Below are 24,459 nucleotides of genomic sequence, written 5' to 3' on the forward strand. Positions count from 1 at the left end.
TATGTGGTGCCATCTGCCAGCGGGGTCGATGAAGGCGAACTGCGCGCCGCACTCAAGGCCAGCCTCAAGGCCGAGCTGCCGGATTACATGGTGCCGGCGCACTTGCTGTTTCTCGCCCAACTGCCGCTGACCCCGAATGGCAAAGTCGACCGCAAAGCCTTGCCGGCGCCAGACGCCAGCCAGTTGCAGTCAACTTACGTTGCGCCACAAACCGCCACCCAGCACGCCGTCGCCGAGATCTGGCAAGCGGTGTTGCAGCTGGACCGAGTAGGCCTCAGCGACAATTTTTTCGAACTGGGTGGCCACTCGTTGCTGGTGACCCAAGTGGTGTCGCGCGTGCGTCAGACGCTGAATGTGCAAGTGCCGCTGCGTAGCCTGTTCGAACACAGCACGCTGGAAGATTTCGTTGCCGCGCTGGGCGTCAATCAGGCAACCCAGGAACCACCGATTGTTGCCTTGCCGCGTCTGCAACCGTTGGCGCTTTCCTATGCGCAGGAACGTCAGTGGTTCCTCTGGCAACTGGAGCCGACCAGCACGGCTTATCACGTCCCGGCGGCGCTGCGTCTGCGCGGCGAGCTGGACCTGCAAGCGTTGCAGCGCAGCTTTGATGCGCTGATCGAACGCCACGAATCCCTGCGCACCTGCTTCGTCGAACAGCAGGGCACCACCCTGCAAGTGATTCAGGCTCACGGCGCGCTGGATCTGCAAGTGCAGGAGGTTACCGGGCTGGATGACGCGGCACTGCAAGCGCTGGTCGCGGCAGAAACCCTGCACTTGTTCGATCTCCAGCAAGGCCCGCTGCTGCGGGTTAAATTGCTGCGTCTGGCCGCGGACGATCATGCGCTGGTCATTACCTTGCACCACATCGTCTCCGATGGCTGGTCGATGAATGTCATGGTCGATGAGCTGGTGGCGTTATACGCCGCTTACAGCCAGGGCCAGATCGCGCATTTGCCGGCATTGCCCGTGCAATACGCCGATTACGCGGTGTGGCAAAAACAGTGGATGGACGCCGGTGAGCGCGAGCGTCAATTGGATTACTGGACGGCACAACTTGGCGACGGTGAGCAGCCCTTGCTGGAACTGCCGAGTGACCGTTCACGCCCCGCCGAGCAAAGCTATCGCGGTGCCCGTCAGGATGTCCCGCTGAACCTTGAACTGGCGACGGCGCTCAAACGGGTCGCGCAGCGTGAAAACGTCACCCTGTTTGTGCTGCTGCTGGCGTCATTCCAGACCCTGCTGCATCGCTACAGCGGTCAGGCTGATATCCGCGTCGGCGTACCGGTGGCCAACCGCAATCGGGTCGAGACCGAAGGCCTGATCGGGTTCTTCGTCAACACCCAGGTGCTCAAAGCCGAATTCGACAGTCAGCAGACCTTCCTCAGTCTGCTGCAACAAGTGAAAAACAGCGTGCTCGGCGCACAGGCCCATCAGGACCTGCCGTTCGAGCAACTGGTCGATGCGCTGCAACCGGAACGCAGCCTCAGCCACAGCCCGCTGTTCCAGGTAATGCACAATCACCAGAGCCAGGCCCGCCAGGGACAGGGAGCAACGCGCCTGCCGCAACTTCAGATCGAAGGCCTGCCATGGGCCTCGAACACCGCGCAGTTCGACCTGACGCTGAACACTTTCGAGTCGGCTGACAACGTCTGGGCCGAACTGACCTACGCCACCGACTTGTTTGACCTGGCGACCATCGAGCGCTTGGCGCAGCATTGGCTCAATCTGCTGCACGGGATCGTGGCCGACAGTACTCAACGCATCGCTGATCTGCCGCTGCACGATGCCGCCGAGCGTGCGGCGACCCTGCTGCAATGGAACCCGACGGTCGTCGATTTCCCCAGCGAACAGTGCCTGCATCATCTGATCGAAGCCCAGGCCGCCCGCGCACCAAACGCCGTCGCCGTGAGCTGCGTCGGTGAGACGCTGAGTTATGCCGCGCTCAACCGCCGGGCCAACCAATGGGCCCACCAACTGATTGCGCAGGGTGTCGGCCCGGATGTGCGCGTCGGCCTGGCGGTGGAGCGCAGCCTCGACATGCTGGTGGGTCTGTTGGCGATTCTCAAGGCCGGCGGCGCTTATGTGCCGCTGGATCCGAGCTATCCGCAAGAACGCCTGAGCTACATGATCGGCGACAGTGGCATCGGTTTGCTGCTGACCCAAAGCCATCTGCTTGCGCAGTTGCCCGTTCCAGATTGCGTGCTCAGCCTGATGCTCGATCAGGGTCGCGAAGCCCTTGAGGGTGTCAGCGACAGCAATCCCCAGGTGAGCATGAGCGCCGACAACCTGGCCTATGTGATTTACACCTCCGGTTCGACCGGTCAGCCGAAGGGCACCTTGCTCGCCCATCGCAATGTGCTGCGCCTGTTCGAGGCCACCGATGCCTGGTTCGATTTCGGCGCGGACGATGTCTGGAGCCTGTTCCATTCCTACGCGTTCGACTTCTCCGTGTGGGAGATTTTCGGTGCGCTGCTGTACGGCGGCAAACTGCTGGTGGTGCCTTACGAGGTCAGCCGCTCGCCAGAAGACTTCTTTGCCTTGCTCTGCCGCGAAGGCGTCACCGTGCTCAATCAGACGCCGTCGGCGTTCAAGCAACTGATGCAAGTGGCCTGCGCGCCGGAGCATGCCGCGCAACAGTCGGCGCTGCGTTACGTGGTGTTCGGCGGCGAGGCGCTGGAGGTCAAGAGCCTGCGGCCGTGGTTCGAGCGTTTTGGCGCTCAGGCGCCGCAACTGATCAACATGTACGGCATCACCGAAACCACTGTGCACGTCACTTACCGGCCGCTGTCGATGGCCGATTTGCAGGGCGACGCCAGCAGCCCGATCGGCGTGCCGATCGCTGATCTGTCGTGGTACCTGCTCGACGCTGATCTGATTCCGGTGGCCAAGGGTTGCATCGGTGAGCTGTATGTCGGGCGTGCCGGTCTGGCGCGCGGTTATCTGAACCGTGCCGATCTGACGTCACTGCGATTCATCCCCGACCCGTTTGCCGCTGACGGCGGTCGCCTGTATCGCACCGGCGATCTCGCCCGCTATCGCGCCGACGGCGTCATCGAGTACATCGGGCGGATCGACCATCAGGTGAAAATCCGTGGTTTCCGTATCGAACTGGGCGAGATCGAAGCGCAACTGCAGGCTCAAAAAACCGTGCGCCAGGCCGTGGTGCTCGCGCAATCGGGCCTCAGCGGCCAGCAACTGGTCGCGTGGCTGGTGCCGCAGAACCCTGCGTTGCTTGAGGCCAGTGCGGCCGAGCAGGCGCAGTGGCGCGACAGCGTGCGTGCCGAGCTCAAGGCAAACCTGCCGGATCACATGATCCCGGCGCACCTGCTGCTACTCGCGCAATTGCCGTTGACCGCCAACGGCAAACTCAACCGCAATGCGCTGCCAGCACCGGATGCGAGTCAGGCCCAGCAGGCTTTTCAGGCACCGCAAAGCGAGCTGGAACAGCGTCTGGCGGCGATCTGGCAAGACGTGCTGAAGCTGCCGCAAGTCGGCCTTAACGATAATTTCTTCGAATTGGGCGGCGACTCGATCATCTCGATTCAAGTGGTCAGCCGCGCGCGTCAGGCCGGGATTGGCTTGAACCCGAAAGACCTGTTCCAGCACCAGACCATTGCGCGCCTGGCGCTGGTCGCGCAATGGGGCGCTGAACCCTCATCGATCAATCAACAAGCGGTGAGCGGGGCAGCGGTGCTGCTGCCGATTCAGCAGCAATTCTTTGAGGACGACATTCCTGAGCGCCATCACTGGAACCAGTCGGTGCTGCTCAAGCCGCGTCAGCCACTGGATGCGGACAAGATCGAGCAAGTGCTGCGGGCGCTGGTTGCCCATCACGATGCCCTGCGCCTGAGCTTCACTCAGCGCGATGGCGTGTGGCAGGCCGAGCACCGTGCCGTCGAAAACCTGCCGGATAATCTGCTGTGGCAGGAGCAGGTCGCCGATGCCGCGGCACTGGAAGCCTTGGGCAACCGCGCCCAGCGCAGCCTTGATTTGCAAAACGGGCCGCTGCTGCGCGCGGTGCTGGCGCAACTGCCTGACGGCACGCAGCGTTTGCAACTGGTGATCCATCACCTGGCGGTTGACGGTGTCTCGTGGCGGATTCTGCTCGAAGATTTGCAGAACGCGTATCAGCAATTGCTCGATGGCCAGCCGCTGCGCCTGCCGGCGAAAACCAGCGCCTTCAAGGACTGGAGCGAACACGTGCAGCGCTACGCCAACAGCGCGGCGTTGCAGCTGGAGCTGGCGTACTGGCAGGCCTGTCTGCGTGATGTCAGCACCGACTTGCCCTGCAAACGCATGGATGCCGGGCAGCACAATCGACTGGCGCAGACCGTGCAGACCAGGCTGGGCACGGAGCTGACCCGACAGCTGCTACAAGAAGCGCCGGCGGCCTATCGCACCCAGGTCAACGACCTGCTGCTGACCGCGCTGGCGCGGGTGATCGGCCGTTGGAGCGGGCAACCGTCGACGCTGATTCAGCTCGAAGGCCACGGCCGTGAAGATTTGTTCGGCGGCGTCGACCTGACTCGCACGGTGGGCTGGTTCACCAGCCTGTTCCCGGTGCGTCTGACTCCCGCCGCCGAGACGGGCGAGTCGATCAAACAGATCAAGGAACAACTGCGCGCGATCCCCAACAAGGGCATCGGTTTCGGTGCATTGCGCCATCTCGGCAATGCCGACGCACAGCAAAGCCTGCGCGCCTTGCCGACGCCGCGTATCACCTTCAACTACCTCGGCCAGTTCGACGGCAGTTTCGCCGCTGACGAGGCGGCGCTGTTTGCCCCCGCGCCGGACAACGCCGGCCTCGACCAGAGCCCGGACGCGCCGCTGGGTAACTGGTTGACCCTTAATGGCCAGGTGTATGGCGGTGAATTACGCGTCGGCTGGACCTTCAGCACCGAGCGTTTCGACACGGCGGTCATCGAAGCACTCGCGGCGCAATACGCTGACGAGCTGACCGCGCTGATCGAGCATTGTCTGACCCCGGGCATTGAAGGTTTGACCCCCTCGGACTTCCCGCTGGCCGGGCTGACTCAGGCGCAACTCGACGGCTTGCCGGTGCCGGTGCAGCAGATCGCCGATGTCTATCCGTTGTCGGCGATGCAGCAGGGCATGTTGTTCCACAGTCTCTACGAGCAGGCTAGCGGTGATTACCTCAACCAGGTTCGCCTCGACGTCGAAGGCCTCGACCCGCAGCGCTTCCAGCAGGCTTGGCAAGCGGCGGTGGACCACCACGATATCCTGCGTACCGGTTTTGTCTGGCAAGGCGAGCTGACGCGTCCGCTGCAAGTGGTGCACAAACAGCTGGCGATGCCGTTCAGCGTGCTCGACTGGCGCGAGCGCGGCGCTTGCCCGAATGAACTCAATGCACTGGCCGCGGCCGAGCAGGCGCAGGGTTTCGACCTGAGTCAGGGGCCGTTGCTGCGGATGGTGGTGGTGCGCCTCGATGAGCAGCGCTGCCATTTGATCTACACCAACCATCACATCCTGATGGACGGCTGGAGCAACTCGCAGTTGCTTGGCGAAGTCTTGCAGCGTTACAGCGGAATCGCTCAGCCGGCGCTGGCCGGGCGGTATCGCGATTACATCGAATGGCTGCAAGGTCAGGATGCCCAGGCCAGCGAACACTACTGGACCGCGCAATTGGTTGACCTGGAGGCGCCGACCTTGTTGGCGCCGGCACTTCAGGCACAGCGTGACGACGCACAGCAACAGGGCCATGGCGAGCATTTCTGTGTGCTCGATGCTTTGCAAACCCGGCAGTTGGGCGAGTTCGCCCGACAGCAGAAAGTCACCCTCAACACGTTGATTCAAGCGGCGTGGCTGCTGCTGTTGCAGCGTCTGACCGGGCACGCGAGCGTGGCGTTCGGCGCTACGGTGGCGGGGCGCCCGAGCGAACTCAAAGGCGTCGAACAGCAGATCGGCCTGTTCATCAACACCCTGCCGGTGATCGCCAGCCCGCGTGCGCAACTCAGTGTTGGCGAGTGGCTGCAAAGCGTACAGGCACAGAACCTGACGCTGCGCGAGCATGAGCACACGCCGTTGTTCGACATTCAGCGTTGGGCGGCGCGCAACGGTGAAGCGCTGTTCGACAATATTCTGGTGTTCGAGAACTACCCGGTGTCCGAAGCGCTGGCGCAGGGCGCGCCGCAAGAACTGCGTTTCGGCGAGATCGCCAACCATGAACAGACCAACTACCCGCTGACTCTGCTGGTGCACCTGAGCGATGAATTGTCCATGCACTTCAGCTACCAGCGTGACAGCTTCGCCGCGCACAGCGTGGCGCAATTGGGCGAATTCCTGCAGCGTTTGCTCGGGCAGATGAGCGAATCGAGCGAACGTACGCTTGGCGAGTTGCAACTGATCGAAGACGCTCCGTGCGTTGACACCTCGTTCGTCACTGAACAATGCATTCATCAGGCTATTGCCGAGCAGGTAGCGGCGACGCCGGATGCGCTGGCAGTGATGTTCAGCGACCGTCAACTGACTTACGCCGAACTGGACGCACAGGCCAATCGTCTGGCGCACAAACTGATCGAAATGGGCGTCGGCCCGGAAGTGCGGGTGGGCGTGGCGATGCCGCGTTCCGAGCAATTGCTCATCGCGCTATTGGCAGTGCTCAAGGCTGGTGGCGCCTATGTGCCGCTGGACCCGGATTACCCGGCCGATCGCGTCGCTTACATGCTCGAGGACAGCTGCGCGCGAGTGCTGCTCACCGAGCAAGTGGTCGCGGTGACGTTGAGCGTTCCGGCCGAAACCCAAGTGCTGTTGATGGATCAGGTTGACCTGAGCGACTACGCAACCGTTGCGCCGCAAACGAACGTGCAGCCGGGCAACCTCGCCTATGTGATCTACACCTCCGGCTCCACCGGCCAACCAAAAGGCGTGGCGATTGCCCATCGCAACGTCATGGCGCTGATCGACTGGTCGGCCAGGGTCTACAGCCGCGATGATATTCAGGGTGTGCTGGCGTCGACGTCGGTGTGCTTCGATTTGTCGGTGTGGGAGCTGTTCGTAACGCTGGCCAACGGCGGCTCGCTGATCATCGCGCGCAACGCGTTGGAGCTGGCGCAATTGCCGGCGCGTGATCAGGTGCGCCTGATCAACACCGTACCGTCGGCCATCGCCGCGCTGCAACGTGCCGGGCAGATTCCGCAAAGCGTTCGGATCATCAACCTGGCCGGCGAACCGCTCAAGCAAGGCCTGGTCGACGTGCTGTATCAACAACCGAACATTGAACACGTCTACGACCTGTACGGCCCGTCGGAAGACACCACCTATTCGACCTGGACCCGCCGCATTGCCGGTGGCCAGCCGCGCATCGGTCGTGCACTCGATCACAGCGCCAGTCATTTGCTGGATGCCGATCTGCATCTTGTACCGCAGGGCGTTGCGGCGGAGTTGTACCTGTCCGGCGCTGGCATCACCCGCGGTTACCTCGGCCGTGCGGCGATGACCGCCGAACGTTTCGTGCCCAATCCATTCAGCGGCAACGGCGAACGCCTGTACCGCACCGGTGACCTGATTCGCCAGCGTGAACAGGGCAACCTCGAATACCTGGGCCGCATCGATCACCAAGTGAAGATTCGCGGCTTGCGTATCGAACTGGGCGAGATCGAAGCACGCCTGGTTGCGCATGCCGACGTGCGCGAAGCGGTGGTGATTGCCGGTGAAGTGACGGGCAGCCAGCAACTGATCGCCTATCTGGTACCGGTCGATCCGACAGTGATTGAGGCCGGTGCCGAGTTGCAAGCGGATCTGTACGACCGCCTCAGCACCTGGCTGGGCGCAACCCTGCCGGACTACATGGTGCCCAGCCATCGCCTGTGGCTGGCGCGACTGCCGCTGACCCCCAACGGCAAGATCGATCGCAAGCGCTTGCCGGCGCCGGAATTGAACGCGGTGCAACAACACGTCGAACCGGTCAACGCCACCGAGCAGACGCTGGTGGATATCTGGAAGGACGTGCTGGGTCTGGCGCAGGTCAGCACCCACGACAGCTTCTTCGCCTTGGGCGGCGATTCGATCGTCTCCATTCAGGTGGTCAGCCGCGCCCGTCAGCAAGGCCTGGAACTGAGCCCAAAAGACCTGTTCCAGCATCCGACCATCGAGCAATTGGCCCAGCGCGTCGGTAGCGCCAGCAACGCTGCGCCGACGGCGCTGATCGAGATGCCGCTGCATGGCCTGAGTGACGCGCAAGTCGCCGATTTACCGCTGGCGCAGGATCAGTTGGCCGGGCTTTATCGTCTGTCACCGATGCAGCAGGGCATGCTGTTCCTCGGCTTGAATTCGCCGGAATCGGACCTCTACATCAACCAGTTGAGCATTGCCGTGCAAGGCCTTGAGCCGGCGCGTTTGCACGCGGCCTGGGCCAGCGTCAGCCGTCGTCACGACATCCTGCGCACGGGTTTCCTCTGGCAGGACATGGCCGAGCCGCTGCAGTTTGTTCTCGCCGATCCGCAACTGCCGTTCTGCCTGCTCGACTGGCGTGACCAGGATCACTCGGCCGAAGCGCTGCAAGCATTGGCGGATGCCGAGCGAGCCAAAGGTTTCGATCTCGATCAACCACCGCTGCAACGCCTGACGCTGGTGCAGGTTGGCGCGGACAGTTATCAACTGATCTGGACCTATCACCACATCCTGATCGACGGCTGGAGCAGTTCGCAGTTGATCGGCGAGGTGTTGAGCCAGTACTCCGGCACACCGCTGGCCGATGCGGTGCCGTACCGTCATTACATCAACTGGCTGCAGCAGCAGGACGACGCGGCCAGCGAAGGTTTCTGGCGCGAGCAATTGAGCCAGCTCGACGAGCCGACTTACCTTGCCGACGCCGTGGCGCGTACTGGCAGCGGTCGCGGTCACGAGGCGCTGTACAGTCGCTTGGGCGCCGCACGCACTGAACAGCTCAAGGTTTTTGCGCAAGCGCAGCAAGTCACCCTCAACACCCTGGTGCAGGGCGCGTGGCTGATGCTGCTCAGCCGTTACAGCGGCCAGCGCTGCGTGGCGTTCGGTGCGACGGTGGCGGGGCGCCCGGCGAGCCTGCCGGCGTCGGAGTCGATTCTTGGCCTGTTCATCAACACCTTGCCGGTGATCAAGGACGTGCCGGCCGAGCAAGCGGTCGGCGACTGGCTGCGTGACCTGCAGGACTTCAACCTCGAACTGCGCGAGCGCGAATACACCCCGCTGACCGACGTGCAGCGTTGGGCCGGGCGGGCGGGGCAGGCGTTGTTCGACAGCATCATCGTCTTCGAAAACCACCCGATCGATCAGGCGCTGCGCGAATGGCGCGACGACTCGCTTAAATTCGGCGAGATCAGCAACGCCGGCCTGACCAACTTTCCGATGGACTTGATGGTCACGCTCGAAGAGGGGCTGGTGATCGAATACATGTTCCTGCGTGAGCATTTCGATCTCGCAACCGTGGAAGGCATTCGCGCCAACATGGAAGGCCTGCTCGTTGCATTGGCCGACGATGCTGCGCAACCGCTGGGGCGGATTGGCTTGCCGAGCGGCCGGCTGGCAGTTGCGCACAGTCTGCCAGCCGCTTCGCCGGCGCTGGCGGTGCATCAGCGTATTGCGCAACGGGCACTGGAGCAGGGCGGGCAGACGGCGGTGATCTGCAACGGCCAGGCGTTCAACTATGCGCAAATCGATGCTCGCGCCAACCGTCTGGCCCATGCGTTGATCGCTGAAGGCGTAGGGCCGGAAGTGCGCGTCGGTGTCGCGCTGCCGCGCAGCGAAAACCTGATCGTGGCCTTGCTCGCGGTGCTCAAGGCCGGCGGCGCTTACGTGCCGCTCGATGCGACTTATCCACGCGAGCGTCTGAGTTACCTGATGGGGGATTCCGGCATCGCCCTGTTGCTCAGCGATTCCAGTCTGCGTGAGGTCATGCCGGCGCAGGCGGGTCTGCCTGTGCTGGAGCTGGATCAACTCGATCTGAGTGGTCAGCCCGACATCGCACCGCAGGTCGCCGTGCATGCGGACAACCTCGCTTACGTCATCTACACCTCTGGCTCTACCGGCCTGCCGAAAGGCGTCGGCGTCGCCCACGGGCCGTTGGCGATGCACTGCGAGGCGATCGGTCAGCGTTACGAAATGACCGCGGCCGATTGCGAATTGCACTTCATGTCGTTCGCCTTCGACGGTGCGCATGAGCGCTGGTTGACCACGTTGACCCACGGCGCGCGTCTGCTGATCCGTGACGACAGCCTGTGGACCGCCGAGCAGACTTACGAAGCGCTGCATGAATACGGTGTGACCGTGGCGGCGTTTCCGCCGGTGTACCTGCAACAATTGGCCGAGCACGCCGAGCAGCACGGCAACCCGCCTGCGGTGCGTATCTATTGCTTCGGTGGCGATGCGGTGCCGGTGGCAAGTTTCGAGTTGGCCAAACGCGCGCTCAAGCCGACGTACATCATCAATGGTTATGGCCCGACGGAAACCGTGGTCACGCCGCTGATCTGGAAGGCCGGCGCTGACGATGTGTGCGGTGCGGCCTACGCACCGATTGGCACGGTGGTCGGCGAGCGTAACGGTTACGTGCTCGACGCCGACCTCAATCCGCTGCCGCTGGGCCTTGCCGGTGAGCTGTACCTGGGGGGGGCACTGGCCCGTGGTTATCTTGGCCGCGCAGGCGGCAGCGCCGAACGCTTCGTCGCCAACCCGTTCAGCGCCGACGGCAGCCGTCTGTACCGCACCGGCGACCTGGTGCGCCAGCGCGAAGACGGCACCGTCGACTATCTCGGACGCATTGATCAGCAAGTGAAGATCCGCGGTTTCCGCATCGAGCTGGGCGAAATCGAGGCGCGTCTCAAGCAGCAACCCGGCGTGCGCGATGCCGCCGTCGTGGCTCGCGAAGGCGTCAGCGGCAAGCAATTGCTCGGGTATGTTCTCGCCACGGCGGATGTGCCGGTGGACGGTTTCTGCGAATCCCTGCGCAAACAGCTCAAGGCTAGCCTGCCGGACTATATGGTGCCTGCGCACTTGATGCTGCTCGAGCGTATGCCGCTGACGCCGAACGGCAAGCTCGACCGCAAGGCCTTGCCGAACCCGGATGCCGAACAGCGGCAGGCTTATCTGGCGCCGCGCACCGAGCTGGAAAAGGCGCTGGCGAAGATCTGGCAGGACGTGCTGAAGATCGAACGCGTCGGCCTCACCGACAACTTCTTCGAACTGGGCGGCGACTCGATTCTCAGCCTGCAAGTGATCGCCCGTAGCCGTGTGCTCAAGGCACAGGGCCTGAGTTTGAAACTGCGCGACCTGATGCAGAAACCGAGCATCGCCGAGTTGGTGGCCAGCGTGCAGGGCAGCGCCGAAAAAGCCTCCGGGCTGTTAGCGATGAATGCTCACGTCGACGGCGTAGCGCCGTTGTTCTGCGTCCACGCGGGCTTTGGCACGGTGTTTGATTACGAGCCGTTGGCGCGTCGCCTGAGCGGCCGCCGCCAGGTGTTGGCGATCCAGTCGCGGATGCTCCTCGATCCGACGTTCCACGACGTCTCGCTGCAGAGCATGGCCAGCGACTACGTTGCGCAGATTCGCGCCAAACAGGCACACGGGCCGTACCACTTGTTGGGCTGGTCACTGGGCGGAACCCTGGCGATGCTGATGGCGGCGCAACTGGAGCAAGCCGGGCAGACGGTGAAATTTGTCGGTCTGGTGGACAGCTTCGTGCCGTCGGCCAAGGTCGACCAAGGCGCGGTTGATGACTGGCAAGCCGACTTGCGTGACTTCCTGCAAGTGACGCTGCCGGATGCCGCGCCGGGTTTGAGTATCGACGGCGAAGAAACCCCGCAGAACCTTCGCGCACTGTTCACCCGGGCCATGAGCAGCGAACGCGGGACTTCGACCTACGTGGCGCTGGGCGCCGATGAACTGGCCCATGTGTTTGGCGTCGCCCGCCGCCTCAAACAGCTGTCGCTGCAACTGGACCGCTGCACACCGTTGGCGATCACGCCAATGTGCTGGTGGACCCTGGGCCGTGAAGAGGAAGCCGTGCAATTGGCGGCGCAACTGGCGCAGCCGGGCATGGGCGGTGAATGGCTCGATTGCGGGCACTTCCAGATTCCGCGCGATGCAACGTTCCTGTCCGAGGCTGAAGAAATGCTCGGCGAGATCGTTGAACCTGTAGCCATGTCCTGAACTGAACAGCGGTGGGGCGCCTGTGGCGCTCGACCGCGCTGGAGATTATTGAATGTCGTTGAACCCTGATATCGCCGCGTTTTTGCAACTGGTCGGCAACGGCCGGGCGAGTGGTAAACGCGTGGGCATGCACCAACTGAGTCCGACCGAGGCGCGTGAGCAATTCGATCAGTCTTCACTGTTGATGGACGCTGGCGGTGAGGAACTGCACGGGGTGGATGACCTGCAATTGCCGGTGCGCGATGGCGCGCTGCTCAATGCACGGATCTACAGTAACCAGCCCTTGAGCGCGGGTGCTGGCCGACCGGCGCTGTTGTATTTCCATGGCGGTGGTTACGTGGTTGGTAGCCTCGATTCCCATGATTCGCTGTGCCGGGCGCTGGCCGTGATGGCTGACTGCGTGGTGCTGTCGGTGGCGTATCGGCTGGCGCCGGAGTTTCGCTTTCCCACTGCAGCGGATGATGCCCATGATGCCTGGGACTGGTTGGTGGCCGGTGCCGCGGATCTCGGCGTGGATGCCTCGCGTCTGGCGGTTGCCGGTGACAGCGTGGGCGGCAGTCTTGCTACGGTGTTGGCGGCGCAACTGGCAGATGCTGCGGCTCGACCGCGTTTGCAGGTGCTGATCTATCCGGTTACCGATGCCAGTCGTAGCACATCGTCTATCGAGCGGTTTGCTGAAGGTCATCTGTTGGAGAAGGCGTCGCTGGAGTGGTTTTACAGCCACTATCAGCGTGAGCCGGGTGATCGTCTCGATCCGCGGTTTTCGCCGTTGCTCGGGGAAGTCTCGGCTGATGTTGCACCGGTGCTGCTGGTGTTGGCCGAGTGTGATCCGCTGCATGATGAGGGGGTGGCGTATGCGCGTCATTTGCAGGCGGCGGGGGTCGCTGTCGAGCTCAAGGTGTATGCGGGGATGACGCACGACTTTCTGCGCATGGGCGCGATTGTCGATGAGGCTGAAGAGGCGCAGTCGTTTATTGCCCGGCGTTTGGCTCAGGCGTTTGCTCGGGGGTGATTTTGTTTTGGCCTTGGCGGCCTTGGCGGCCTTTGGGCCGACCAGGCTGTGGTTTGGTTGTGTGAATATCCGTTTTTTTCGGTGTGGCGGCTGGCGGTTTCGCCCTTACGGCGAGTCACCTTTTTCAAACGCCAAAAAGGTAACCCAAAACGCTTGCTCCTGCGTTCGGCCCTCGCAGGCTCGGGTCCCTTCGCTCCGGGACTGATCCGGGCGCAGCGGCTACGGTTTGCTTCGCTGCACCTACTTCCGCTGTGTCTGGCTGCGCCAGACGGTCGCTGCGCTCCCACGCCCGGATCAATCCCTGCGCTCAGCCTTCCGACGTCGCCGGTGACGCAAGATCAAGGGCACGCGAGCTAACGCTCATTGTTGAGTGGTTAGAAGCGCCGTATGGCTTGAGATCTTCAGTGGATTCGCCCCTCACCCCAGCCCTCTCCCCGAGGAGAGGGAGCCGATTTGTGTGTCGTTCAAAACTTGTGTTTGACTCGGTATTTCACGTCGGCAGATCTTTCGCAACCACCCCGGTCAGTCCCCTCTCCCTCCGGGAGAGGGCTAGGGTGAGGGGCTTTTGATCTGCAGGGTCTGCACGCACGAATCGGTAATCCGCATTCATAACCATCAACTGTAATTTTCTACAACGAACCAAACCAACCCCAACCCAGACTCCCGCTCCCACCACTCATTACAATGAGCGCCAGCTCGAGTGCTCTTGATCTTGCCGTGCCGGCCCCTTCGGCAGGCTGAGTGGAGGGATCGATCCGGGGGTGGGAGCGTAGCGACCGTCTGGCGCAGCCAGACACAGCGGAAGGAGGTGCAGCGAAGCAAACCGTAGCCGCTGCGCCCGGATCGGTCCCGGAGCGAAGGAACCCGAGCCTGCGAGGGCCGTACGCCGGGGCCCAGACCTTTGGTTCCTTTGGGGCGTTTGCCAAAGGGACTCGCTGTAAAAGCGAAACCGCCAGCCGCAACACCCAAAAAAACGGATATTCACCCAAAACCCAAGAGCATGGCCGGCCCAAAGGCCGCCACGCGCAAAAAAATAACCAAAAAAAACGCCAGCAATCGCCGGCGTTTTTTCTCAAACTCAATGTGCTGAAAACCTTACCAGTTGTAAGTCACATCAGCCGTCATCGTCCGGCTCTCACCGTAGTAGCAGTCAAGCGTGCCATTACACGCAGCCACATACTTCTCGTTGGTCAGGTTCTGCAGGTTGGCCTGCAACTTCACACCCTTGACATGCAGTGGCGATTTTTCCAGATCGTAGGAAACCATCGCGTCATACACGGTGTAAGACGGCACCTGGAAAGAATCCGACTCGTAGTCCGAACCGTAACTCTGCTGCACATAGCGCGCACCCAGACCCATGCCGAAACCGGCCAGCGCCGTGGAAATATCGAAGTCGTAGTTGATCCACGCCGACGCGGTCAACGGTGGAGCCATGGCCACGGTGCGACCTTCGCGGCCATCGTTGGCGCTGTGCCATTTGGTCTGGTTACGCGACACAGCGGCGAGTACGCGCAGGTTCTGGGTAACGTTGACCTTGCCTTCCAGCTCCACGCCACGTGAACGAACGGTACCGCTCTGCACGCTGAACCCCGGGTTGTCGAGGTCGGTGGTCAGCATGTTGTCCTGGTCGATCTGGTAAGCCGACAGTTGAATGAAACCGTCGACGAAGGTCGGTTCGTACTTGATACCCACTTCGTACTGCTTGCCAGTGGTCGGTTCGAAGGCGCTGCCGCTCAGGTCGGTACCGGTTTGCGGCAGGAACGATTCGGCGTAGCTGACGTAGGGCGTGATGCCGTTCTCGAACTCGTAGCCCAGCCCGGCGCGGCCGGTGAATTTCTCGTCCTTCTGGTTGCTGTGGCCACCGGTCAGGGGTTGCTTGTTATCGGTTTCGGCGAAGTCATAACGACCGCCGAGCGTCAGGAACCACTGGTTCCAGCGCAGTTGGTCCTGGGCGTACAGGCCGGTCTGGGTGATGGTGTTGTCCCACTTGTAGGGCTGGCGGAAGTTGATCGCGCTGCCATACACCGGGTTGTACAGATCGATGCCCGGCGCGGTGCGGTCGTACAGACCGAGGAATTTCGAGTTGGAATGGTAATAGTCCACGCCCAACAGTACGGTGTGCTCGAGTTCGCCGGTGTTGAACTTGGCCTGGGCGATGTTATCGATGCCGTAGACCTTGTTGTGCTGCGACCAGTCCACCGCGTAGCGGCTCTGGAAGCTGTTGTCGTCGAGGCCGGTCACCGGGTTGGTCGGGAACGAATAACCGTGCAGCGGCGCGACGTACTGGTCGTTGACGTCGGCGTAGCGTGCGTTCTGCTTGAAGGTCCAGACATCGTTGAGTTCGTGCGCGATCTCGTAACCGACCACGAACTGTTCGCGGTGGTACTTGTTCACGTCCGGCTCGCCGATGAACAGGCTGCGGCCGATGCGCCCGTTGGAAGTGCTCTTGACCGTACCGAAGGCCGGCAAGCCTTGGGCTTCCGGTACGTCGTGGTCTTTCTGGTACTGGCCGAATACGGTGATGGTGGTGCGGTCGTTTGGCAGCCAGGTCAGGCTCGGTGCGAGCAGCATGCGGTTCTGGCTGGCGTAGTCGATCGCCGAGCCGCTGTCGTTGACCACACCGGTCAGGCGATAAAGGAATTCGCCCTGGTCGTCGATCGGGCCGCCGAGGTCGAAGGCGCCGTATTTACGGTCATAGCTGCCGCCGCCAATCTTCACTTCATGCAAAGGGGTGGCGGTCGGGCGCTTGCTGACCATATTGACGATACCGCCGGGCTGGTTCTGGCCGTACAGCACCGAGGCCGGGCCCTTGAGCACTTCGATGCGCTCCAGCGTGTACGGGTCGATTTGCAGCGAACCGCCGGTGCTGCCGCCGCCATACGGCATGTGCAGGCCGTCGAGGTACAACGGGGTCGGCGAGAAGCCGCGCGAGGTCGGTTCGTCGAAGATCTTCACCCGGTCAGCGAAGCCGCCGCCGGTCATGCCTGGGGTGTAGCGCAGGGCTTCGGTGACCGATTGCGAGCCGCGCATCTTGATTTCGTCCTGGGTGACGACGTTGATGGTCTGCGGGATGACTTTGATTGCGGTGTCGGTCTTCGAGCCGGTGGCGCTGCGTTTGGCGACGATGCCGTCGACCGGGCCCCAGGCCGATTCGGCGGTGGCGGAAATGTTCGTCGGGGCGAGGTCGAGGCTGGCGCCGCTGCTGCTGCGCGAGCGCAGGGCGACGTTGTTGCCGTCGACGCTGTAGGCAATGTCGGTGCCTTTGAGCAACTGCGCGATCGCGGCCGTCGGTTCGAGGGTGCCGCTGACCGCGCTGCTGCGCAGACCACTGACTTCATCCGGGCTGTACAGCACTTGCAGGTTGGTCTGGCGACCGAATTCCTGCAAAGCGCTCCCCAGCGACTGTGCAGGAATATTGATCGCCACGGCCGCAGCCTGCGCCTGGCCGATGATCGGCAGGGTCAGTGCCATGGCGCACAGTGCCGGCAAGGTGGAACGGAAGGAGCGGCGGATCAGCAGAGCCTTGGCGAGCGGGTGGAGTCCGTGCGGTGCGGGCATTATTCTTCTACTCTTCAAAGTGTTGACTGAGAACTATTTCTATTAACTGTAGATAAGACGTTGAGCCCGTCGAAAACCGGAAAGGCACGCCACAGTTTTTTTACACATTTTTCACAATCAGGCCGGTTGCAGCTCGGTCAGCACTTTGCCGGCGTTCATCCGCACCAGTTGGTCGGCCACGTCGAAGTAACGATCGTCGTGAGAAATGACGATGATGGTTTTGCCCAGACGCTTGAGGTCAGGCAGCAGCTCGGTATAGAAGATGCGTCGGAACGTCGGGTCCTGGTCGGCGGCCCACTCGTCGAACACCAGCACCGGGCGTTCCTCCAGCCACGCGTTGACCAGCGCCAGACGCTTGCGCTGCCCGGTCGACAGGTCGGTGGTGGTGAAGGCGCCGTCACGCACGCTGACCTTGTGCGCAATCTCCAGCCGTTGCAGGTATCTGTTGGCGTCCTCGGGGATATGCGTGTCGCCCTGGACCACGTCGTCGAACAGGTAATAATCGGCGAAGATCGTCGTGAACAACTGGCGGTAATCATCGCGGTTCGCGGCGTCGATCAACTGCTCGTTGAGGCGGATCTCACCTTGCTGCGGCGCGTACAGGCCCAGCAGCAGTTTGATCAGGGTGGTCTTGCCGCAGCCGTTTTCGCCGACGATGAACACGATATCGCCCTGTTCGATCTTCAGATTCACCGGCCCGAGACGGAAGGGCGCTGCGCCTTCAACAGTCGGGAAACTGTAAGTCACATTGTCCAGTTCAAGGCTGTGTACAACATTGTTTTTCGGCGCCTGGTCGCTGAGCAGCAGGTGCGGTTCGGGCGAGGAGAATTGCTCTGACAGATCAGCGATGCGGCGGAAGGCGATTTGCGCGCGGCTGACAATCGGCAGCGTACTGATCAAGTGTTCCAGCGGACCTTTCATGTACAGAAGCACCAGTACGAAACCGCTGATCACCGCTTTGTCCGCACTCGGCCAGAACGATTGCAGGACCAGCGCCAGACCAATCACCACGAAAAACAGCATCGAGCCGAGCGTCTTGGCGATGACGAAGATATTCACCGACCGCACCTGGGTGTCGCAGATCTTCTTCGCCGTGCCTTCGATGCCCGAGACGAACATGCGATGGCGGCGCGGGCGGTGGATGCGCAGTTCTTTCGCGCCTTCAGCCACCGCGTGATAATTCTTTTGCAACTCGTCTTCGTAGTCGCGGGCCTTCATGAAGCCCTGCATGCCACGACCGCGGGCGATGTACTGGATGACCGTGCTCAGCGCAATCGCCACCACCACCATCAGGAACATCGGCCACGACAACAGGGCCAGATAGCCCATGCAGCCGAGCGTGACGGTCATGGAAATCGCCAGCGGGGCAAAGGCAAACGCGAAGTCGCTGATGGTGTCGACGTCGTGGGTCAACACCGGGATCAGCCGGTGGCTGCGGTAGCGTTCGATCTGCTCGATGGGCGCCGACAGGACTTTCTCCCCCAGCTCTTTGCGCAATCTGGCAATGATGTGCTGGCCGACATGGTTGGTGCCGATGTCGGAACAAATCGAACTGGTCAGAGCCAGCAGGCACAACCCGGCAAATACCGCGACCATGCTGTTGCTGACGGCGCCTTCGCTGTGCAGCACGCTATTGATGGTCGCCAGCAATGCGGTGACGCTCAGACCGCCGAGCATGCCGAGCAGGGTCGAGACGATGACGATCAACCGAAAGGGTTTGAGCAGGGCGAACAATTCGTTGATCACCCCGCGTGTTGGTTTGCTCATGGAGGTTCCCTGCTTGAAAGAGCGGCGAAGCCCGGCATGCCGGAGCGCGGGGTTCGCCTGGATGACGTAGAGGGCGGTGGCGCGCCGTGGCGGTTCGTGCCCACCTGTAAAACGACTGGCAGGACGGCGAATTTAGCCGGGTACTGGCGTCACAGATCGCGGGCGACGCGAAAGCCGATCCAGTCGCCGCGGGTATCGGTATAGGTGGCGTTGCGATTGCCCGAGCGCGAGAACACCGGCGCTTCGCCCCAGTCATTGCCCCGGATGCGCCGTACTTCGCACTTGCCGCTCAGCCAGGCGCTGCCATCACTCGGCGCGCCGATGTAGTTCTCGTTGTAGCAATCGGCAGTCCATTCATAGATGTTGCCGTGCATGTCGTAGACGCCGAAGGCGTTGGCCGGAAAACTGCCGGCCGGCGCGGTGAAGTTGTAGCCATCGGCGGCGCCATAAGTATTGGCGTGTCGGGCGATGCTGTATTCCTTGCCTTCATCGAATGGGAAGGGAAACGGGCCGCTGCTGCCGCCACGGGCGGCGTATTCGCGCAGGGATTCGCTGACCAGTCGATAAGCCTTGCCGGTCTTTTTCGACAGCCACGCCACGTAGGCCTCGATTTCCGCAAAGTCCATGCACACCGCCGGATGCCTGTCGGTGTACTGCTTGCGTGGGTCGCTGCCCTGATAGTCGGGAATCCCGGCCTTGCACGCCCGGCCGGGGCGCGTGTCGCCATCGGGCATTTGGTAGCCGGTGTCCTTGAGGTAGGCGTCCCACTGACCTTTGAGAATCTGGAAACGGCTGATCGCCAGCGGCTTGGCGAACGTCACCGGATGCATCGGACCTTCGTCAGGCTCGCGCCCGACTTCGTCGTCCGGGGTGCCCATGGTGAACGTGCCGGTCGGCAGCACGACCATTTCCGGGCAGTCCTTGCAGTCCTTGAACACCTTGCCGGGTGCCAGCGGGGTGCTGGCCTGGACGGCAGCCGGCGACAACAGGACAGCGAGGGTGCCGAGCATCAGCACCGGCAAAGGCTGCAGAAGAAAACGACGTGGTACGGATTTCATGGCGGCTCTCACTAAAAGAAGAAGGGTGCTCACAGGGCCTGATCGAGCACGGCCAGCAGGCGGTCGATCTGCGCTTCGTCGTTGAGCAGACCGGGGGCGGTGCGGATCACCGGGCCTACGTCGCGGTGCACGGCATCGGCAATCACGCGGTTGGCCATCAGATGCGCAGCGACCTTGTCGCTGTCCTTGCCCTTGACCCGGAAGAAGGTGAAACCGGCCGACAATTGCGGGCTCAGCGGCGTCACCATCTCGATCTGCGGACGTTGTTGCAGGCGTCGCTTGAGGTAGCTGTTGAGCGCATGAATGCGCGCTTCGACCTCAGCCTTGCCCAGTTGCAGATGCAACTTGAAGGCTTCGTCCAGCGCCCAGCGGTGCTCGAAAGCGTGATAACCGCCGGGCGTCATCGTGGTGGAGAACGCGGTGGCCTCGGAGAAGGTGGGAATCACCGGGGTGACGTATTTCACCTCTTCGAAGCGGCTGCAAATGATCCCGGTGCCGCGTGGGCCGAACATCCATTTGTGTGTGCCAGCGATAAAGAAGTCGCAGTTCATCTGCGCGAAATTCAGGTTGTCGACGCCGAAGCCGTGTACGCCATCGACCACGTAGACGATGCGGTCGGCATCGCTGCGGCCGCGATTGTGCTTGTCGACGATTGCACCGATTTCGCCGATCGGCAGCTTCAGGCCACTGCCGGAATGCACCCAACACATGCCCAGTACGCGGGTTTCCGGGCGGATCGCATTGTCGATGCTGGCAAGGATTTCGGCTTGGCTGGCGCTGAACACGTCCTTGAACAGCGCGATTTTGCGCACCCGCGTGCCGTCGCGTTCGCTGCGCAGCGCAAGGGTGGTGTGGGTGGCGTAATGTTCATGAACAGTGGTGAGGATTTCCTGGTCGGCGCGTACATGCACGCCGCCATAAATCGTCGCCAGGCCTTCGGTGGTGCTGCCGGTCAGCGCGATCTGTTTCGGGCTGGCCTCAAGGTAACGGCCGGCCCAGACCCGCACGTTTTCTTCACGCTGTTCGATCACCCCCAGATCCCAATCCATGGCCAGGCCGGGATTTTTATCGAGGGCGGCGCGATGCCGGGCAATCGCCTCGCGCACCGGTCTGGGGTGCGAAGTGATGAGGAAGTTGGAGAAGTGCAGATAGTCCGGATCCTGCTCGAACAGTTGCTGCAATTGCGCCCACTGGTTGCGCCGCAGCGGTGCATTGCTTGCCGCACGGGCGACATTCGGCAGGCTCGCCCCCAGTGGCAGCGCGGCGGCCAGAATCCCGGCCTGCTTGAGAAAGTCACGACGATTGCTCATGGCGTGGCGGTTCCCGGCGCGGTGGCCAGTACCGGTTTTGCGGCTTTCTCGACTTGATCCCAGACGCGCAGGAAGTTGCCGCCCCACAGCTTGGCAATGTCCGCTTCGGAGTAGCCGCGCGAGATCAGCTCGGCGGTGACGTTGCGAATCTCGCCCACATTCTCGAAACCTTTGACGCCGCCGCCCTCGTTGAAGTCGGAGCTGATGCCAACGTGGTCGATGCCAATCTTGCGGACGGCGTAATCGATGGCGTTGCCGAAGTCCTTGAGGCTGGCTTTGGGCTCCTCCTCGAGGATGCCGTAGAGGCGGCTGGCGTACTGGCCGAATTTCTGCTCGGACCATGCCGCGATGATCGGGTCGCCGGGCATCAGGGCCATGGCCAGGTTGGGCAGGGGTGGCAGGTCGAAGTCCTTGCGCATCTCGTTGAGTTTGTCCTGCGTGGCCTGGGTCAGCGGGCGCAGGTACTGCGAAAACGCGACGATCTGCACCACGCCGCCGCTGTTCTTGATCAGTTGCATTTCCTTGTCGCTGAGGTTGCGCGGAATATCGACCATCGCCCGCGGCGCCGAATGCGAGGCGATCAGCGGGGTACGGCTGAGTTGCGCGACCTGCTCGAGGGCTTTGCTCGACATTTGCGACACATCGATGATCACCCCCAGATCGTTGAGACGCTTGACCGCTTGCTTGCCCAGATCCGAGAGGCCGTCGAGGGCGTCCGGTGAATCGTTGAGAAACGGCAGCGGCCGCGACGAATCGGCCCAGTCGTTGTTGCCGATGTAGCTGAAACCAAACATGCGCATGCCACGCGCCGTCCACAGATCCAGCAGGTTCAGGTCGTGGCCCAGCGGGTAGGCGTTGAGCATGCTGATGAAAATCGCGAATTTACCCTCGCCGTGCAGGCGACGGAAATCGTCCGGCGTGTAGGCGATGGCGACTTGATTGGGATAGTCGCGAACCATGCCGGTGATGATTTTGAAGCGGATTTCCTGCTGGTTGCGCGCCTCGTCGACGAAGCCGGGCGTCGGTTTGTGCGGGGCGTTCGGGCCGTTCCACATTTCCGGCCAGCCGAAGATGGTCAGCGCCGCACCGGACAGTCGCCCGCGATTGGCCTTGGCCAGGTCGAACTGACCGTCGCCGTCCTTGTCGGCTTCATGGCCGTCGGTGCCAAAGTTCTGCGTCAGGCTGACGTGACTGTCGAAGGACAGCATGCGTTCGTGCAGTTCATCCGCCTGTTGCATCACTTTGACCGGGTAGCCGAGCTCGTCCTTGAACCAGTGGTGCCACACGGCAAAGCCGGCGCCGGCGCTGATCGCCAGGGCTAACGGCAGGCCGATGAATAGAGCCTTTTTCGAACGTGGTTTTGTCATTGCCATCTCAGTCGGGTTCGCCAGTGAGGTGCAGGCGCGGTGGCCTTTGCTATCTGGGAAGAACGAGCGATCGGCGGGGAAATTTAGGCTGGCCGCGTGCTGGCGAACATGCCGCTTAAATTTGCCGGAGCAACAAACGTTCTAGCTTGGATAAAGCCTGCTTCATGGCTGACACAGGTAGGGCAATGAAGATTTCTCGACGATGGTTCATGGCCGGTCTGGCGCTGACCGGCGCGGCCGTGCCAGCGGCTTATTTCGGGCATCGCGAATGGACAAAACCGGACCCGACGATCACCCCGGGCGAAGCCTCTTTCGATGTGGCAGACGTGGCCGGCCAGCGCCTGGCGAACGCCTTGCGCGGGGTCTGGGATATCCGTTTCGAAGGCGCCGATGCCGGCCTTGAAGGCTTGCCGCCAACCGGTCTGCAAGTGTTCCTCGATATCGGCCAGAAGGGCCGCGGCGTCTGTGGGTTCCTCGACACGCCGCAGCGTCTGCGCTCTGATGACGCACCGCGTTACCGGATTCTCGGCGATCTGGCCAAGGCCGATGCCGCGAAACTCAGTTGGCGGCTGATCGGCGCCGACGGCCAGATCGGCTACGAGCTGGAAATGATCCTCGATGAAGTCTGGGCCGACTTCGGCAATGCCGGCAGCGGCACCCTCAGCGGCAAAGCGCTGCGTCTTGACCGACCATTGAGTTGGCCCGTGCAGGACAACCGTTTCGTTGCGGTCAAGCAAACGTTTCCCGAAGCCCGCGAACGCACACCGCTGAACGAAACGTTGCTGGCGTGGCTGATTTCTCCCGAGCATCGCCTGTTCCACCAGTTGTGGCATGCGACCCGTGACAAGTGGCACAAACTTCCCGAAGACAAGCGCGAGGCGCTGCGCGGCATCGGCTGGCAACCTGGCCCCCGCGACCACGAGCGCGATGCCCGTGGCCCGCGCAAGGATCGCAACGGTTCCGGCGTTGACTTCTTTTTCATGCACCGGCACATGCTGGGCACCGCGCGTTCGATGCAGGACCTGCCGTCGTGGGAGTATTTCCCGCTGCCGCAGCCGGAACTGATCCGCGACCGGCTCGGTTTTGCCCGCTATTTCGATAACCACGACGGCACCGCGTTACCGCCGACCTGGACCGCCGCCGGCGACGATGAATTCAGCCAGTGGGTCAGCGACATCAAAACCGCCGAAACCTATGAGAGCAACTTCCAGGTATGGGAGTCGCAGTACCGGGATCCGGCGTACCTGGCCAGACTGACCCTCGGCCAGTTCGGCTCCGAGGTCGAGCTGGGCCTGCACGACTGGCTGCACATGCGCTGGGCCTCGGTGCCGCGCGATCCGGCGAATGGCCAGCCGGTGCCGTTCGCACGCGATCCGGCCGACTTCGCCGCGCGCTGGTACCGCCCGGAAAACGACTTCCTCGGCGATCCGTTTTCCTCGCACGTCAATCCGGCGTTCTGGTATTTCCACGGCTGGATCGATGACCGCATCGAAGACTGGTTTCGCGCCCACGAGCGTTTTCATCCGGGCGAAGTCAAGCGCCTGCAAGTCAATGGCGTGCCATGGTTCGCCCCCGGGCGCTGGGTCGAAATCGACGACCCATGGCTGGGCCCGATCACCCACGGCTGCAGCACCACGCCCGGCCTGCAGACAGGCAAAACAGTCGAAATGGACCCCGAAACCATGAAGCTGGCACTGCGCATCACCTTCCTCACCGACGAAGAAAAACTTGAAGGTTTGTTCCGCCGCGTGCCGCAACGACCTTGGTATGCACGCAACCTGAAGGCTAAAACCAGCCCGGCTTGAGGGCTGGGTTATCGTTCATTCGCGAGCAGGCTCGCTCTCAGAAATGAAGCGAGCGCAATGGCGTCAGAATCGAGAGCCAGAGCATAAGCAAAATCAAAAGCCCCTCACCCTAGCCCTCTCCCAGAGGGAGAGGGGACTGACCGAGTGGTTTGATAGAGATACGCCGACTGAGATTTCGAGTCGAACTCAAGTTGTGAACGGCTCACAAATCTGCTCCCTCTCCAGGGGGAGAGGGCTGGGGTGAGGGGCGAATCCACCGAAAATCTCAAGCCATGTGGCGCTTCTCACTACTCAACAATGAGCGTTAGCTCGAGTGCCCTTGATCTTGATCTTGCCTGACCAGCGACATCGGAAGGCTGAGTGGAGGGATCGATCCCGCAGCGAAGGGACCCGAGCCTGCGAAGGCCGTACGTAGGAGCAAAGCCTTTTGGTTCCTTTTTGGCG

At 62.2% G+C, this 24,459-nt stretch carries 8 protein-coding genes (1 of these 8 cut by a window edge); 3 read left to right on the top strand and 5 right to left on the bottom strand.

All coding sequences use genetic code 11. The features are described 5' to 3' along the window. Both ACGSLL_RS19955 and ACGSLL_RS19960 read left to right on the top strand, forming a co-directional pair. Window positions 1–12,138, top strand: the 3' portion of a protein-coding gene (locus ACGSLL_RS19955; protein WP_394507649.1) for a non-ribosomal peptide synthase/polyketide synthase. Its footprint begins 2,850 nt before the window's first position; 12,138 of the gene's 14,988 nt are visible here — the last part of the coding sequence; the start codon falls outside the window, past its left edge; its stop codon occupies window positions 12,136–12,138. Between the two features lie 52 nt (window positions 12,139–12,190). Beyond that, window positions 12,191–13,150: an alpha/beta hydrolase gene (locus ACGSLL_RS19960; protein WP_394507650.1), complete on the top strand. Its 960-nt coding sequence runs from the start codon at window positions 12,191–12,193 to the stop codon at window positions 13,148–13,150. 1,095 nt (window positions 13,151–14,245) lie between these two features. Here ACGSLL_RS19960 and ACGSLL_RS19965 read toward each other — a convergent pair. The 5 genes from ACGSLL_RS19965 to pvdM all read right to left on the bottom strand — a co-directional run bounded on the left by ACGSLL_RS19965 (window position 14,246) and on the right by pvdM (window position 22,210). Further along, window positions 14,246–16,708, bottom strand: coding sequence for a TonB-dependent siderophore receptor (locus ACGSLL_RS19965; protein WP_394507651.1), 2,463 nt, complete (start codon window positions 16,706–16,708; stop codon window positions 14,246–14,248). A 117-nt stretch (window positions 16,709–16,825) separates the two neighbouring features. Further along, window positions 16,826–18,475 (bottom strand): cyclic peptide export ABC transporter, encoded by a 1,650-nt coding sequence (locus tag ACGSLL_RS19970; RefSeq protein WP_394507652.1) that lies wholly within the window; start codon window positions 18,473–18,475, stop codon window positions 16,826–16,828. Window positions 18,476–18,624: 149 nt separating this feature from the next. After that, window positions 18,625–19,533, bottom strand: a complete 909-nt coding sequence (pvdO, locus tag ACGSLL_RS19975) for a dihydropyoverdine dehydrogenase (protein ID WP_394507653.1) — start codon at window positions 19,531–19,533, stop codon at window positions 18,625–18,627. A gap of 29 nt (window positions 19,534–19,562) precedes the next feature. Beyond that, entirely contained in the window at window positions 19,563–20,843 is a 1,281-nt protein-coding gene (pvdN, locus tag ACGSLL_RS19980) for a pyoverdine-tailoring periplasmic protein PvdN (RefSeq protein WP_394507654.1), read from the bottom strand. Continuing rightward, entirely contained in the window at window positions 20,840–22,210 is a 1,371-nt protein-coding gene (gene pvdM / locus ACGSLL_RS19985) for a pyoverdine-tailoring dipeptidase-like protein PvdM (protein ID WP_394507655.1), read from the bottom strand. Before pvdM ends, pvdN begins: the two co-directional genes overlap by 4 nt. A gap of 185 nt (window positions 22,211–22,395) precedes the next feature. Between pvdM and pvdP the strand changes: the two genes are divergently transcribed. Then, window positions 22,396–24,015, top strand: a complete 1,620-nt coding sequence (pvdP, locus tag ACGSLL_RS19990) for a pyoverdine maturation tyrosinase PvdP (protein ID WP_394507656.1) — start codon at window positions 22,396–22,398, stop codon at window positions 24,013–24,015. The last annotated feature ends 444 nt before the right edge of the window (window positions 24,016–24,459 follow it).

This window comes from Pseudomonas retamae, assembly GCF_043496865.1.
GTDB classification, from domain to species: domain Bacteria; phylum Pseudomonadota; class Gammaproteobacteria; order Pseudomonadales; family Pseudomonadaceae; genus Aquipseudomonas; species Aquipseudomonas retamae.